The following is a 15293-nucleotide window of genomic DNA, read 5'->3' as shown; positions in this document are numbered from 1 at the left end:
AAATGCAAATACCTTCGTCAGGAATAGTGATTTGAGGCAATTCTGAGCCACCAAGGAAACTATTTGATTAACCGCGTGTTTTGCACAACACTGCCAGTAGAGACTTCTTAATCAGGATTTCGTATGGCAACCACCCGACCACGCGCGGAACGCGGCGCCTTTCCACCGGGCGCGGAGCAATATGGCCGCTCATTTTTAGGCGCATCGCTAATCTGGTTCCCGGCGCCCGATGCCGATCGCGACAGCGGTCTGATTATTGCCGGCACCCACGGCGATGAGAACTCGTCTGTCGTCACGCTCTCGTGCGCGCTGCGGACGCTGACGCCATCACTGCGGCGTCATCACGTGATTCTTGCCGTCAATCCGGATGGCTGTCAGCTTGGGTTACGCGCGAATGCGCGGGGAGTCGACCTGAACCGTAATTTCCCGGCGGCAAACTGGCGCGCCGGAGAAACGGTGTATCGCTGGAACAGCTCCGCCGAAGAGCGGGACGTGGTGCTGCTCACGGGAGACAAGCCCGGCTCGGAGCCAGAAACGCAGGCGCTTTGCCAGCTTATCCATAAGATCCACCCCGCATGGATTGTCTCCTTCCACGATCCGCTGGCCTGCATTGAAGATCCGCGCCACTCCGACCTTGGCGAGTGGCTGGCCGGGGCATTCGCTCTGCCGCTCGTCACCAGCGTAGGGTATGAAACGCCGGGCTCGTTCGGAAGCTGGTGTGCCGATTTAAGCCTGCCGTGCATCACCGCTGAATTCCCGCCGATTTCCTCCGACGAAGCCAGCGAAAAATACCTAAAAGCGATGGTGGAGCTTCTGCGCTGGCAGCCTCAAAGATGAAGCACGCCGCTGGTGAAATTCAGCGCAGGTGAAACGTCAACTGCCAGCCAGGTCGGGCCATCCAGATCCGCGAAGCGGACCTGATTGACCAGCGGCAGCGCCGCGCCGATTGCCCGGGATGTGCAGAGCATGCATCCCAGCATCAGGGCGAAGCCCTGCGCCTGCGCTTCCGCCGCCAGGGCCAGCGCCTCCGTCAGCCCGCCGGTCTTGTCGAGCTTGATGTTGACCATGTCATAGCTGCCCTTCAGCTCGCTCAGACTCTCGCGGGTGTGGCAGCTCTCATCCGCGCACACGGGCAACGGATGGATAAAATTCTTCAGCGCCGCATCGTCCTTAGCAGGCAGAGGCTGCTCCAGCATCGCCACGCCCAGGTCGGCCAGCAGCTGGCATCGCGCGGCCAGCCCTTCGGGATGCCACGACTCGTTGGCGTCGACAATCAGCGTGGCAGCGGGCACCGCCGAGCGAATGGCGACCATCCGCTCGCTGATCAGGCGGTCGTCGAGCTTCACTTTTAGCACCGTGGCGCCGGCGTCATAGAGCGCTTTAGCGCTGGCGGCCATCTGCTCCGGCTCACCAATTACGACCGTTTGCGCCGTCACGACCGATGCGGGCAGCGCCACGCCCAGCAGGGACGGCAGGGATTGCTGCCGCCTGGCGGCCTCAAGGCTCCAGAGCGCACAGTCGATGGCGTTGCGCGCCGCCCCGGCAGGCAAACGCTGCTGCAGCGCCTCCCGCGTGAGCCCTTTTTGCAGGTCAGGCACTAGGGTCATGATCTGCGCCATCACCGAGGCAAGGCTTTCCCCATAACGCGGGTAAGGCGTGCATTCCCCGACGCCTTTCACACCCTCGTCTTCGATTTCAACCACGACCACGCTGGCTTCGCTTCGGCTGCCGCGGGAGATCACAAACGGGGTATGCAATGGCCAGGCTTCTTCATAGACCTTAACGCTTCTCATCACTGACTCCTTGCGGCCCGTAAAGGCGAAAAATTTGGTTTGCCGTGTTATCCGCTGATGGCATACACTAGCCTCGACGTTAACTATATGTAAACAGGAAGATATCTATGTCACAACTCGTTCATTTCCAGGGCAACCCGGTTGCTGTAGCAGGTTCCATTCCGCAGGCTGGCAGCAAAGCGCAGGCTTTTACCCTGGTGGCTAAAGATCTGTCTGACGTCACACTGGCTCAGTTTGCGGGCAAACGCAAAGTGCTGAACATTTTCCCAAGCATTGATACCGGCGTGTGTGCCGCATCCGTGCGTAAATTCAACCAGCTGGCGACCGAGATGGACAACACCGTTGTGCTGTGCATTTCCGCTGACCTGCCGTTTGCCCAGTCCCGTTTCTGCGGTGCCGAAGGCCTGAGCAACGTCATCACCCTTTCCACCCTGCGCAGCGCTGATTTCCTCGAGAAATACGGCGTCAGCATCGCGGAAGGCCCGCTGAAGGGTCTGGCAGCACGTGCTGTACTGGTTCTTGATGAGAACGACACCGTTCTGTTCAGCGAACTGGTTAACGAAATCACCACCGAGCCGGACTATGCTGCCGCGCTGGACGTGCTGAAAGCATAATAAGTCCTTAGCATTCTATACAGCTTATTCGCAACCTCGCCACGGCGGGGTTTTTTATTTCATCAATGCTGAATCGTTAAAGCATAAATGCTCGAAAATCACATTAATCATGCAATAGGTAAGATAAGATGTAATGTTATCGTGATCGATAACGCATAATAATCGTTAAAATTCCCTATTTTCACCCCCAGTGAAGCCCATCACATTTCCCTTTTTGCCTAAACATTAGATTGGCTTACGAAAGAAAATAATCGTTTCAGCAAAAAGGATAAAATATGAAGATCAAATTCGCGTTTACGCTCCTCGCTGTCCTGATTTCTGGCCATGCAGCGGCTAAAACCTGGGTGCTGACAAGCGCTGAAAGCAGCGTAGAGAAAGGAAACTGGAAGATTTCCAGCGAGGAGCTGAACGTTAAGGATAATACGTTCAGCATTGAGCAAAAGGTTCTGCACGGCGGTAAGCAGGAAGGCAGCAAAGTCATCATTATTACCAGCAAAGATGGCCTGACCATTACCCTAAGCCCGACTCGCGGCATGAACATTCTGCACGTGGAAGGATTTGGCACCCGGCTGGGCTGGAATTCTCCGGTTAAAGAGGTCGTTAACCCGGCCTATATCAATCTTGAAAGCCGCAACGGTCTCGGCTGGCTGGATGGTTTCAACGAGATGATGGTGCGTTGTGGCTATGAGTGGACGGGACACCCGGTTACCGCGGACGGGCAAATTTATACCCTTCATGGCCGGGCCGGTAATACGCCGGTGTCGCAGGTGGAGGTTGAAGTGGCGGATGCCGCTCCGCATGAGATCCGCGTACGGGGTTTAATCAAGGAGAGCACGTTCAAAAAAGCGGATCTGCAAACCATGACCGAACTGCGCTACGTGCCCGGTACCAACCGGTTCAGCCTGCACGATGTGCTGACCAACCACGCCGATTACCCTCATGATTACCAAATCATCTATCACAGCAACTTCGGGACGCCGATCCTCGAAGAAGGCGCCCGCTTCCTTGCGCCAGCGGTCAGCGTGAGCCCATTCAACGACTACGCCAAAGCGGGCGTTAACGACTGGCAAACCTATGCCGGGCCGACAAAAGGCTTTGATGAGATGGTCTTTAACATTCAGCCGCTCGCGGACAATAACCACGAGACGCTTGCGGCGGTGGTCAATAAAGCCGGAGATAAAGGGGCGTCAATCCAGTTTGATACCCGCCAGCTGCCCGTGCTGACCTTATGGAAAAATACCGACACCCTGAAGCAGGGTTATGTCACGGGCATTGAGCCGGGCACCAGCTACGCCTACCCCGTCACCATTGAACGCGAGCAGAAGCGGGTTAAGCAGCTGCAGCCAGGTGCCAGCGCGCAGTTTGATCTGACCTATACCCTGCTGCATAGCCCGCAGCAGGTGAAAGAGGTCGAAAGCAGGATTGCGTCTATTCAGGGCGAGACAAAAACGGAAATCATTAACACGCCGATGGCGAAGGAATAAACCGAAAGCCAAAAGCCTCTTTACAGAGGCTTTTTGTTATTCATCACCTTTCTTATGGTTCAAACCGTACTCGCGCAGCTTATTCGCGATCGCGGTGTGCGAGACGCCAAGGCGTTTTGCCAGCTTGCGGGTGCTGGGGTAGCTGCGGTACAGCTGGGTCAGCACCGAGCGTTCGAAACGGCTGGTGATATCGTCCAGCGACCCTTCCATCGCCTCTTCGCCTACCGATACCGTACCGGCGTCGTAATCCGGCAACAGGATATCCTGCGGACGCAGCTCATAGCCTTCAAGCTGGGTCAGCGCGCGATAAACGGCGTTTTTGAGCTGACGAATGTTGCCCGGCCAGCCGTAGCGCATGAGCACCGTGCCGAGATCGGCGGACAGCTTCGGACGCGGCACCCCCTGCTCGTCGGCGAAGCGGGCGACGAACAGCTCCGTCAGCGGCATGATGTCCTGCGGGCAATCGCGCAGCGGCGGAATATTCAGCGTCAGGACGTTGAGGCGATAATAGAGATCCTCGCGGAAGATCCCCTTTTGCACCAGCTCCACCAGGTTTTTCTGGGTGGCGCAGATGACGCGCACGTCCACATGCACTTCGTGATCCTCACCGACGCGGCGGAACGTACCGTCGTTCAGGAAGCGCAGAAGCTTAGCCTGCATACGCGGCGACATTTCGCCGATCTCGTCCAGCAGCACGGAGCCGCCGTTGGCCTGTTCGAAGAACCCTTTCTTGCCTTCCGGCGCGTGGCCAAACAGCTCGCTTTCAACGGCATCTTCCGGAATAGAGGCGCAGTTAAGGGCCAGATAAGGCTTAGCCGCACGCGGGCTTGCCAGATGGACGGCGTGCGCCAGCAGGTCCTTCCCGGTGCCGGTATCGCCGGTAATCAGCAGCGGCGCGGTCAGGCTGGCAAGCTTGCGCGCCTGATCCACCACGTGGCGCATTTTCGGGCTGACGGCAATAATCTGGCTAAAGGCTCCCACGTCCTGGCTGGAAATGTTTTGCAGCTGGCGACCCATGCGTAGCGTCGAGCGCAGCATGATCACCGCCCCGGTCAGCACGCGGGTATTCCCTTCCCCTTTCAGATAGACCGGCGTGATCTCCATCAGGAAATTCTGCCCGTTGATCACCACATGCTCGCTGTGCGTGTTCTGCGGGTTGCTGTCCAGCCAGCGCTGGAAGTTAAAGCCGGGGATCAGCTGCGCGGCATGATGATTGCTCAGCTTCTCCTGGCTCTGGGCGAAAAGCTGGCAGCTTGCGTGGTTAACGCGCTCAACTTTGCTTTTCAGATCCAGGGAGAGGAACGGCTCCGGCATGGCTTCCAGCAGCGCGCTCAGCGCCAGGTGCTCGCGCTCGGAGGGCATCCAGGGAATGGTGCGGACATCCGTAACGCCAGCGATACGGCGGATTTCCGCCATCAGGCTGCTGAAGGTATTAAATTCAATTTCGGCAAAATTGAGGTAAATTCGCCCGACAGGGTCGATCTCAATGCCACGTAAATCAATGCTACGTAAAACAAGAAGATCGAGTAATTCGCGGGTCAGACCGAGACGGTCCTCACAGAAGACTTCAAGACGCATGGGAAATTCACCGTTTTAAGCCAATAACAGTAAAATGATATGTCAGAACACGGTGATCCGGAAGATGGCTGTCAAGAAATATTGACAGCCAGCACGATTAGTGAACAAAACCTCAGGGAGCCGGTTTTTTATTGAGCGTCTCTTTGAGCTGGCCGATAAGTTCGCGTCGAAAATCCCCCAGACGGGGCTTATCGCCGTCAATCCACGGCAGCGGACGGCAGACCTCCATCGCTTTTATCCCCAAACGCGCCGTCAGCAATCCCGCGCCGATCCCCTGGGCTGCACGGGCTGAAAGGCGCGCCGCCAGATCCTGCGACATCCAGTCCATGCCCACTTCGCGCACCAGCTCGCTCGCCCCGGCAAAGGCGATATTGAGCAGGACCAGCTTAAACAATCTGATCCGGCTGTAGTAACCCAACTCAATACCGTAAAGGTTCGCGATACGGTTGATCAGGCGCAGATTACGCCAGGCGATAAAAGCCATATCGACCAGCGCCAGCGGGCTGACGGCAATCATCAGGGTGGATTCCGCCGCTGAACGGCTAATTTCGCGCCGCGCCTGGGCATCCAGCACCGGCTGTACCATATGGGAGTAGAGCGTCACCACTTCCCGGTCATTCTGGGTTTCATGGATGGCGGCATACCAGCGCTGAAGCGCCGGATGAGACTGATCGATGCCGGCCTGGCTGGCCAGCTTTTCACAAAATGCGCGACCTTTGCCGGTCCCGTGGCTGTGAAGCAGATCCCGCGCTTCGTCACGCTCGTGCGCGCGCTGTCGCAAACGCCAGAGCCGACGCCACTCGGTGGCAACCGAACCGACGCCTGCCCCCACAATCAGCGCACCCGCGGCGCATCCGCCCAGCGCCACCCAGTCCTGCGTTTGCCAGGCATTCATCGTCCACTGCACGCCCTGCCCAACCACGCTTGCGCCAAACAGCGCCAGACCGGCGGTGACCATCCGACGCCACAGGCTGCGTTTTGGACGCAGCGCGGCGTCCACGACAGCCTCTGCCGGACCGTCCTCAACAGCGGGCTCGTCCTGCAGCGCAGGGGCGAAATTATCGGCCTGAGTACCGCTGAACGTCTGCGCCGTTTTGAACGCCTCCTGAGGGTTCTGCTCAAGCGTTCCGGTAAAGTCTATGCGCGGTTTTAACGGTTCCGTCATCGCAATTTATCTCCAATCAAAAACTCCAGCGCCGCATCCAGACGGATGTGCGGTAAGGGCCTGTCGACGCTCATTGCCTGCGGGCGGAAGGCTTCAAACTGGAAGCCCTGGTTCTGCCAGAAGGCCTGACCCGGCAGCCGCGCAGGCACTTCGCCCGGATAGACGGTGAGCGGTTCGCCGTCGCTGAGCCGGTTGCCGCGCAGCGCCGGTATTTTCTCGCCGTTGAGGTCAATCAGCCCGCTTTGCGTCGCCTGGACGGACGCGAGCCCAAGGCAATCCATGCCGATCCCTTCGAAGGCGGCGTTTTGCCAGGCGTCCTGCACCAGCTGCTGCAGCAGCGATACCATATTGGCATGCTGGTCGACCGTGACGTGATCGGCCTTGGTGGCCGCAAAAAGCAGTTTGTCGATCACCGGTGAGAACAGACGGCGAAACAGCGTCCGCTGCCCGTAGTGAAAACTTTGCATCAGCTGCGTCAGCGCGAGGCGCATATCGTTGAATGCCTGCGGCCCGCTGTTGAGCGGCTGCAGACAATCCACCAGCACTATCTGGCGATCGAAGCGTAAAAAGTGATTTTTATAGAATCCTTTGACCACCTTTTCGCAGTAGTAATGGTAACGCTCGCGCAGCATCCCGGCGTTCGTATGTTTGTCCGCCTGCGCCAGCGTCGACTCGCCCACCCCATCCACGTCCGGCCACGGGAAGAACTGCAGCGCGGGCGCGCCCGCTAAATCACCCGGCAACACAAAACGCCCCGGCTGGATGAAGTGCAGCCCCTCCTGCTTGCACTGATGCAAATAGTCCGTCCACGCCCCGGCAATGGCCGCCAGGCGGTTTTCATCGGCGGGCGCAAGCGGGTCCAGGCCCTCGCAGAGCTGTCGCCATTTAGCCGACCACCCGGCGCGCTGCCCCTGCAACAGCCCCGTCATCTGCCGGGACCAGCTGAGGTAATCCTGCGCCAGCATTGGCAAATCGAGCAGCCATTCGCCGGGGTAATCGACGATCTCAAGATACAGGGTGGAGGTATCCTTGAAGTGGCGCATCAGGGATTCATTCGAGCGAAAACGTAGCGCAAGGCGAATTTCACTCACCCCTCGCGTCGGCGTCGGCCACATAGGGGGGTCGCCATAGAGCTGCGCCAGCCCTTCGTCATAGGTGAAACGGGGAATACCAAAATCACGCTGCGGGACGCGCTTAACGCCCAGCAGGCGCTCTTCGCGAACCGCGCTCAGTAACGGCAGACGCGCCCCGGCGTGGAGGTTCAGGAGCTGGTTTACCATCGCGGTGATAAACGCCGTCTTACCGCTGCGGCTTAGCCCCGTCACGGCCAGACGCAGATGACGATCGACGCCACGGTTCACCAGTGAATTGATTTCGTTTTTAAGTCGCTTCATCGCCGTCCTTCGTTGCCTGGAAGCCTTGAATGCATCGTTTCAGAATACAATAAATGGGGGCAGATCGTTGATTATCAATTCTTATTTATTGCTATTGCCGTTTTCTCTCCAGTAAGATGAACGACATTGCTGTCAGTCCGGAGTGAGTAAGGTGTATGTCACCCACCATCTATGATATCGCACGGGTTGCGGGCGTATCGAAATCAACCGTTTCCCGCGTTCTGAATAAACAAACGAATATTTCTCCCGAAGCACGGGACAAAGTGCTGAAGGCGATTGACGAATTAAATTATCAGCCCAACAAACTGGCCCGCGCCCTGACGACGTCAGGCTTCGATGCCATTATGGTTATTTCAACCCGCTCCACCAAAACCACTGCCGGCAATCCGTTTTTCTCCGATGTGCTTCACGCCATTACGGCAAAAGCGGAAGAAGAAGGATTTGATGTTATTTTACAAACGTCAAAAAGCAGCGAAGACGATCTGCTGAAATGCGTGAGTAAAATAAAGCAGAAGATGATCAAAGGGATCATTATGCTGAGTTCACCGGCAAATGAATCCTTTTTTACCACGCTGGATGCGTATGGCGTACCGATCGTGGTTATCGGCAAAGTCGAAGGTGAATACCAGAATATTTATTCCGTCGACACGGATAATTTTCATGACAGCGCCACGCTCACCGAGACCTTTATTAAAAACGGTCGCCGTAAAATTGCCTGCCTGCATGCGCCGCTTGATTATCATGTTTCAATCGATCGTCTGGCGGGCTATAAGGCCAGCCTGGAAAAGCATCATATTGCCATTAACCCCGAGTGGATCAGGGATGGCGGTTATACCCATGAAAGTGCGCTGACGGTGGCGCTGGAATTGTTGTCCTCGCCCACGCCGCCTGATGCGGTATTTGCGACCGACAGCATGAAGCTTCTCAGCCTTTATCGCGCGGCGGATGAGTTGAATCTGATGATCCCAGAGCAGGTGGTGATAGCCGGATACAGTGACCCGATGCTGTCTCTCGTTTTAACCCCCGCCCCGGGCGGCTTTGATATCCCCATCCGAAAGCTCGGGGAAGAGAGCAGCGATCTTCTGTTCAGACGCATTGCGGGCCATCCCGTCCCGCGAAAAGTGCTTGTTGATACCCACTTTCTGCTGGCGGCCTCTCTGCGCTAAAACCAGGGGCCGTTCGCCCCTGGAATTTACGGTCAGAACGCGTAATTTACCCCGACGCCCGCATAGTGGAAGCGGTCATTTTTACCTTCGTCATGATTTTCCCATTCATAGGCGTACTCCAGCGTCATGGATAAACCATTGTTGAAATCGTAAGCGTAGAGAAGACCGAGTCGGTTGAAATCGTGCCCTTCACGCTCAGGATCGTCCTGCCAGTCCCAGTTCGTCCAGCGATCCAGCCCCAGACGGGTATAAGGCGTCAGGGTGGTCTGGCCTAACGAAATGGGCAGATAGGCACGAATTTCCTGAGTAGAAAACTCGCCGTTATTACGGGAACCGTCCATGTTGAAACCGCGCTCTAAATAGTAATTTACTTTAGCTGCAAAGGTTTCGTTAAGCGTCCAGGTAAAGCCCGTTTCCGTTTCGACGCGGCTGTCAGCATAGCCGGTTTTTGCCAGGTCGTTGGCAAACTGGTACATGGCAAACCAGCCGCCAAAGCGCCAGTCGTCGGTTAATTTAATATCCCAGTCAGGCTGAATTTTATAGCGCTGCATATTTGCGCTGCCGTCTCTGGCGCCGTGTTCATCTTTAAAGTGATAGCTATAATTACGGAAACCGCCGGTCAGACCGAAAGTAAAATCATCGGTGCCGATAAAACGATAGCGTAATTCAACTTCAGGACGATCGAAATAGGTCCCGCGGGTCATGCTGCTGTAATCAACGGGCCCTTCCTGATACATTGCGAGCGAGATTGTCCAGGCATCCCAGGTTGCATTAAACCACACGGAGGGTTCATATAATCCGTCTTTATCCTCTCCCTGTCCTTCGACGTTTTCAATTTCATACATCGCACCAATATTAAACGCCCACTGCTTAGCTGTTTCTGATGCTTGTGCGCAGCTAACCCCTGCGCACAGCACGAGCGCAGCACTTTTTAGTAGAGTACTCATCAAATATTCCCTTTATAAGTAACAAACAAAAAACCGGAAATAGGTATTTCCGGCGAACACCTTTCTTATCTAATAGCCGCTTCGGTTTCAGCGTCGAAGAAATGGCACTTATTCATATCGAACTGGATGCCGATACTGTTCCCTGCGGCATAATCATTCGCGGCACCCGCGCGAACAACCAGCTCATGGCCGCCAACCGTGGCGTAAAGCATAAACTCCGCACCGGTCAGTTCGGCTACGCTGACTTTCGCCCCGATATTCTCACCGCTGTTCTGCAGAGTAAGAATATCTTCTGGGCGGATCCCAAAGACCACGGCTTTACGCTGATACCCTGCGGCATGCAGTGACGCGAGCTTGTCTTCCGGGATCGCCAGACGCAGCGTTTCCGTGACGAAATAGCGGTCGTCGATAGCGCCACGAACAAAGTTCATGGCCGGCGAGCCGATGAACCCCGCGACAAACATATTTGCCGGTTCGTTGTATACCTGCTTCGGTGCGCCGACCTGCTGAATAATGCCGTCTTTTAAGATCACGATGCGGGTCGCCATCGTCATGGCTTCCGTTTGATCGTGGGTTACGTAAATCATCGTGGTGTTGAGCTTCTGGTGCAGCTTGCTGATTTCAGCCCGCATCTGCACGCGAAGCTTGGCATCAAGGTTGGAGAGCGGTTCATCCATCAGGAACACGCCCGCTTCCCGCACTATCGCCCTGCCCAGCGCCACGCGCTGACGCTGACCGCCGGACAGCGCGCCTGGCTTGCGCTTAAGGTACTCGCGTAACCCGAGGATCTGTGCCGCCCAGTTAACGCGTTCTTCGATAACCGCAGGCGCAATCTTTTGCATCTTCAGGCCAAACGCCATGTTGTCGTAGACCGTCATATGCGGGTAAAGCGCATAGTTCTGGAACACCATGGCGATATCGCGAGATTTGGCGGGCACGTCGTTCATGCAAACCCCGTCAATAACCAGTTCCCCCGCGCTGATCTCCTCCAGACCGGCAATCATGCGCAGCGTTGTGGACTTACCGCAGCCAGAAGGCCCGACGAAGACGATAAACTCCTTATCGTCGATTTCGAGATTGAAATCCTTCACCACGTGGACCTGGTTATCATAGATTTTCTGAATGTGTTTCAGAGACAGTTGAGCCATTGTTAATTCCTTATCAATACGCCCGGGATGCCCAAAACTCGGTCAGGCGTGTCCAGGTCAGTTCCCGCGTTGAATGAAGTTGTAATCCCGCATGTTTCAAGCCAGATCCAATCCCAACCGATAGCATTCCCGCGGCGTTGATCGCCTCGACGCCCGCAGGGGCATCTTCGATGCCGATAGCCTCTTCAGGACGGACATTCAGGCCTGCACAGGCGGCAAGGAAGATCTCCGGATCTGGCTTCGAACAGATAATGAGGGACGCATCGGCGCAAAAATCAAAAGCGTGCTGAATGCCAAGGGCACGCAATATGCCGGGGGCATTCAGGGAAACGGAGGCGAGCCCAATTTTGACGTTCGCCGCACGTATATCTGCCAGGAGGTTGCGAATGCCTGGCAGCAGTGAATCCTCCGTCAGTGACGCCAGAGACTGCACATAGCGCGCGTTTTTTTTCGTCGCCAGCGCGAGGCGCTGCTCATCGCTGAGCATCCCCTCTTTCCCGCCATGCTTCAGGATGCGCTGCAGGGAATCCATGCGGCTAATGCCCTTCAGCTGCTCGTTAAACACCTCGTCGATGGTGATGCCGATTTCCTCCGCCACCGCGCGCCAGGCCAGAAAATGGAGGTGTGCGGTGTCGGTGATCACACCGTCCAGATCGAATACAACGGCTTTAAGCGTCATGGCGCCCCTCCGTGGTAGCGGTCCCATTTATGGGTGCAAGAAAGTCCTTATAAGCGCAAACCTGATGTCCCGAGACGCGTAGCGTTTTGCCCCACAGCGTCAGCGTGACCGGAGCCGACGTCACAATGGTTAGCACCTCGCGTTCACAGGTGAAGCGCAGCGTTGCGTTCCGCCAGCGCAGGGGGAACGCCAGTCTTCGCCAGTGGGCTGGCAACCGTGGGGAAAGATGCAGCTCCCCTTCCACTATCTGCATGCCGGCAAAGCCCTGAATGACGCCGGACCAGATTGCGCCGGTCGCAGCGGCGTGAATTCCGTCATCGCAGCTGTGGGGATCGTCTCCAAGGTCAATGGCGACGCCATCACGCCAGAAGGCGTAGGCACCTTCGGTGTCACCACAGCGGGCGGTGACAATCCCGTGAATGGCCTTGCTCAGCGAAGAGTCGTGGATCGTGCGGGGCTCGTAGAACGCCAGATTGGCGGCGCACTGCTGCGGCGTAAACCGCTCCGGCAGCAGATAGGTCAGCATCACCACGTCAGCCTGCTTAAGGATCTGCATGTCGTTCACTTCCGCACGGGAATAATCGAGCAGAATGGTCTGCTTGCCCGCCTTCGCTTTATAGCGGCTCAGGTCAATGGCAGGCTTCGCCATGAAGGTATCATCCTGCGGGATCACGCCGTCTGAACCGGCTTCCGGCAGCCACAGGCGCGTCAGGAACCGTGTGGCATTCTGCGTAAAACCAACATCCTCCCGCCCAAACATCGCCATAAACCGGCGGGCGCAGGCAACGTTATGCCAGGCCAGGTAGTTGGTGTAAGCGTTGTTGTTCACATGCTCGGTGTATTCGTCCGGTCCGATGACGTCATGGATTTCGAGACGATCGTTGATTTCCGTTGCGCGGCCCATCCAGAACGTAGCGGTTTCCATCAGCAGCGTCAGGCCTTCATTGCGCATAAAGGCATCATCGTGCGTCGCCTGCCAGTAAGCGACGACGGCCCAGGCAATGTCCGCCACGATGTGGTGTTCCGCCAGCGCGGAGGCCACCTTCTGACGCGTGCCGGTGCGGATGTTGATAGCCGCGAACTCTGGCGTCTCTTCCTGACCGCTGGCGGCGCTTTCCCAGGGGAACAACGCGCCGGGCCAGCCGTTGCGACGGGCTTTTTCCCGCGCCCCGGCCAGGTTGAGCCAGCGATAGCGCAGCAGGCTTCGGGCGGTTTGGGGACGCGTGAAGAGATGGAAAGGCAGCAGGAAAATTTCGGTATCCCAGAAGACGTGGCCTTTGTACCCTTCTCCCGTTAGCCCTTTGGCGGCGATGCTGCTTCGCTCATCATGGGCAGGCGTCATGGCCGTCAAATGCCAGACGGCGTAGTCCAGCGCTATCTGATCCTGATGATCAAAAGAGTCCACCTCAACCCGCGCGTCACGCCAGACATCTTTCCAGGCATACGATGAGCTCTCAAGCAGCGCGTCATAGCCTCTTGCCGCACAGACCTTAAGATCGGCAAGCGCGTTGTGAGCGAAAGACGCCTGCGACAGCGCTTTATCACTGCGGTGGGTCACCCAAACGATTTTCTCAAGCGTGACGGTGTCACCCTTCGCGATCGTAAGCGAATGATGAACGCTGAGACGACGGTTTTTGGCGGTGAAGCAGCTGTCGCTCTTCGCGGAGAGCTGACAAAATGCCGAAATCACAACGTCTGACGCACGGTCCTGCGTTTCATACACGCCCTGCATGTACTGCTGGTCAAACACTCTGACCGATATTTCATCCAGATGCTGTCTGCCGCTGTTCGTTTGCGTGGCATCAATGCCGGTTTTCAGCACGGCCTGCGTGGCAGCATCAAGCGGGGTGATCGAAAGCTGCATGGCCACCAGGGGTAGCTGGTCCAGCGACACAAAACGTCGGCTCTCCAGCCGATACCGTTTTCCGTCAGGCGCGCGCCAGACGACGCTGCGACGAAGTTCGCCATTGGCAAACGCCAGCTCGCGCTGCCACTCAAGAATATCGCCTGACAGGAGCGTGAAGTTGACGCCATCCAGCTCAACATCCATACCGATGATATCCGGTAGATTGATGAGCTCAGTGGTCTCGTTACGCCCCGCCCGGTGATAGAGCCCCGCAAGATACATGCCTCTGGTTTGCCGGGTGTAATCTTCTTCGTGCGCAGCGCGGATCCCCATGTAGCCGTTACCGCAGGCCATAATGGAGCCGTATTTATCCAGGCTGTGTGGACAAAAGCCCGGGTCGGTTAATACAGACACGTTTAGCATAACGTCACGCTTTCCCCTGTTTCTGCTGATTCATACAGCGCGGCGACAAGCTGCTGGATAACCAGCCCCTGCTCTGCATCGGCGATCGTGACGGGCTCGCCCTGAACATGGCGCACGAAGGCATCCATGCTGCGCCTGTGACGCTGGTCGTCAGCCTCTTCACGCTGCGAGAGGGTGACTAAAGTTCCGGCTTCGTCGTGGTAGATGTGCGCCGGGAACAGCGTCGCCCCCGCCTTTTCCCCGCAGAACGCGACGTTCATGATCGACTGCTCGCGGATGTGGAGCGCAAACGACGTGTCGAGGCGCAGAATGCCGCCGTTGCAAAATTCAATCGTGCCAAACAGGGCATCCTCAACGGTAAACTGCGTCGGGTCCCATTCGCCAAACTGGCCGCTGCTTTTTCGGTTGCCCAGCCTTTGAAAGCTGTGTGCCGTCACCCGCTTAACCGCCGGGAACCCCAGCACGTACATCGCGGCATCGAGCATATGGATGCCGATATCAATCAGCGGCCCACCGCCCTGGAGCGTTTTGTTGGTAAAGACGCCCCAGCCGGGAACCCCGCAGCGCCGCAACGCCTGCGCCGAGGTGTAATAAATCTCCCCCAGCGCTCCCTTCATCACGGCCTCGCGCAGCAGTTGCGTATCGAGAGCAAAGCGATGGTGAAAATCATACGCCAGCACTTTCCCTGCCCTGCGTGCGGCCATGCGCATCCGGTCGGCCTCCTGCGGCGTCATCGCTGGTGGTTTTTCACACATCACGTGGCAGCCGGCTTCCAGCGCGGCCATGACGTGCTCGAAATGGAACCGGTTAGGCGAACAGACGCTCACCAGATCCGGCTTCGCCGCCTCGAGCATGTCTCGCGCATCCTGCCATACCGAGGGAATACCATGACGTTCCGCAAACGCCCGAGCCTGTTCAGGGTGGCTGTCCATGACGGCCACCATCTGAACATCACTGCGCGTGGCGTAATACGAGGCGTGCACTTTATCCGCGACCTGCCCGGCGCCAATGATGGCAACGCGCAGAGGCGAAGGTGTAGAAGCACTCATCACGCTC

13 protein-coding genes are annotated in these 15293 nt (G+C 57.1%); 4 read left to right on the top strand and 9 right to left on the bottom strand.

Translation table 11 applies throughout. From position 1 onward, the window contains the following. Positions 1-123: 123 nt before the first annotated feature. Positions 124-837 (top strand): murein tripeptide amidase MpaA, encoded by a 714-nt coding sequence (gene mpaA / locus ACJBF3_RS05905; protein WP_045331152.1) that lies wholly within the window; start codon positions 124-126, stop codon positions 835-837. Here mpaA and ycjG read toward each other — a convergent pair. Beyond that, positions 828-1793 (bottom strand): L-Ala-D/L-Glu epimerase, encoded by a 966-nt coding sequence (gene ycjG, locus ACJBF3_RS05900; RefSeq protein WP_045331153.1) that lies wholly within the window; start codon positions 1791-1793, stop codon positions 828-830. The genes mpaA and ycjG overlap by 10 nt on opposite strands. A gap of 107 nt (positions 1794-1900) precedes the next feature. Between ycjG and tpx the strand changes: the two genes are divergently transcribed. After that, on the top strand, positions 1901-2407 hold the full coding sequence (gene tpx / locus ACJBF3_RS05895; protein WP_032640892.1) for a thiol peroxidase: 507 nt from the start codon (positions 1901-1903) through the stop codon (positions 2405-2407). A gap of 275 nt (positions 2408-2682) precedes the next feature. After that, positions 2683-3891, top strand: coding sequence for an aldose 1-epimerase family protein (locus tag ACJBF3_RS05890; RefSeq protein ID WP_045331155.1), 1209 nt, complete (start codon positions 2683-2685; stop codon positions 3889-3891). 36 nt (positions 3892-3927) lie between these two features. On the opposite strand, the gene tyrR is transcribed toward ACJBF3_RS05890, so the two are convergent. The 3 genes from tyrR to ACJBF3_RS05875 all read right to left on the bottom strand — a co-directional run bounded on the left by tyrR (position 3928) and on the right by ACJBF3_RS05875 (position 8028). Further along, a complete protein-coding gene (gene tyrR, locus ACJBF3_RS05885) occupies positions 3928-5469 on the bottom strand; it encodes a transcriptional regulator TyrR (protein WP_045331158.1) in 1542 nt (513 codons plus the stop codon). A gap of 112 nt (positions 5470-5581) precedes the next feature. Then, the gene (locus tag ACJBF3_RS05880; protein ID WP_045331161.1) at positions 5582-6634 is read right to left on the bottom strand and encodes a YcjF family protein; all 1053 of its coding nucleotides are present in this window, start codon (positions 6632-6634) and stop codon (positions 5582-5584) included. Beyond that, entirely contained in the window at positions 6631-8028 is a 1398-nt protein-coding gene (locus ACJBF3_RS05875; protein WP_045331163.1) for a YcjX family protein, read from the bottom strand. Before ACJBF3_RS05875 ends, ACJBF3_RS05880 begins: the two co-directional genes overlap by 4 nt. Positions 8029-8183: 155 nt before the next feature. Here ACJBF3_RS05875 and ACJBF3_RS05870 point away from each other — a divergent pair, with 155 nt between their 5' ends. Next, on the top strand, positions 8184-9194 hold the full coding sequence (locus ACJBF3_RS05870) for a LacI family DNA-binding transcriptional regulator (protein ID WP_045331166.1): 1011 nt from the start codon (positions 8184-8186) through the stop codon (positions 9192-9194). Between the two features lie 32 nt (positions 9195-9226). Here the strand turns inward: ACJBF3_RS05870 and ACJBF3_RS05865 are convergent, their stop codons facing one another. The 5 genes from ACJBF3_RS05865 to ACJBF3_RS05845 form a co-directional block, all read right to left on the bottom strand. Beyond that, complete coding sequence (locus tag ACJBF3_RS05865; RefSeq protein WP_045331168.1) at positions 9227-10141, bottom strand: OmpG family monomeric porin; 915 nt, start codon at positions 10139-10141, stop codon at positions 9227-9229. 65 nt (positions 10142-10206) lie between these two features. After that, positions 10207-11289 (bottom strand): ABC transporter ATP-binding protein, encoded by a 1083-nt coding sequence (locus ACJBF3_RS05860; RefSeq protein ID WP_045331171.1) that lies wholly within the window; start codon positions 11287-11289, stop codon positions 10207-10209. Between the two features lie 13 nt (positions 11290-11302). Next, positions 11303-11968, bottom strand: coding sequence for a beta-phosphoglucomutase (gene pgmB, locus ACJBF3_RS05855; RefSeq protein WP_045331173.1), 666 nt, complete (start codon positions 11966-11968; stop codon positions 11303-11305). Further along, positions 11958-14237: a glycoside hydrolase family 65 protein gene (locus ACJBF3_RS05850; protein WP_045331177.1), complete on the bottom strand. Its 2280-nt coding sequence runs from the start codon at positions 14235-14237 to the stop codon at positions 11958-11960. The genes pgmB and ACJBF3_RS05850 overlap by 11 nt, the downstream gene beginning before the upstream one ends. After that, positions 14231-15289 carry a Gfo/Idh/MocA family protein gene (locus ACJBF3_RS05845; RefSeq protein WP_045331196.1) on the bottom strand — a complete coding sequence of 353 codons (1059 nt, stop codon included), beginning with the start codon at positions 15287-15289 and terminating at the stop codon, positions 14231-14233. Before ACJBF3_RS05845 ends, ACJBF3_RS05850 begins: the two co-directional genes overlap by 7 nt. Positions 15290-15293: the final 4 nt, after the last annotated feature.

This window comes from Enterobacter sp. PP-008-ECC_S150 (assembly GCF_045257065.1).
Taxonomy (GTDB): Bacteria; Pseudomonadota; Gammaproteobacteria; order Enterobacterales; family Enterobacteriaceae; genus Enterobacter; species Enterobacter chengduensis.
This window is presented reverse-complemented; position numbering and strand designations above follow the sequence as displayed.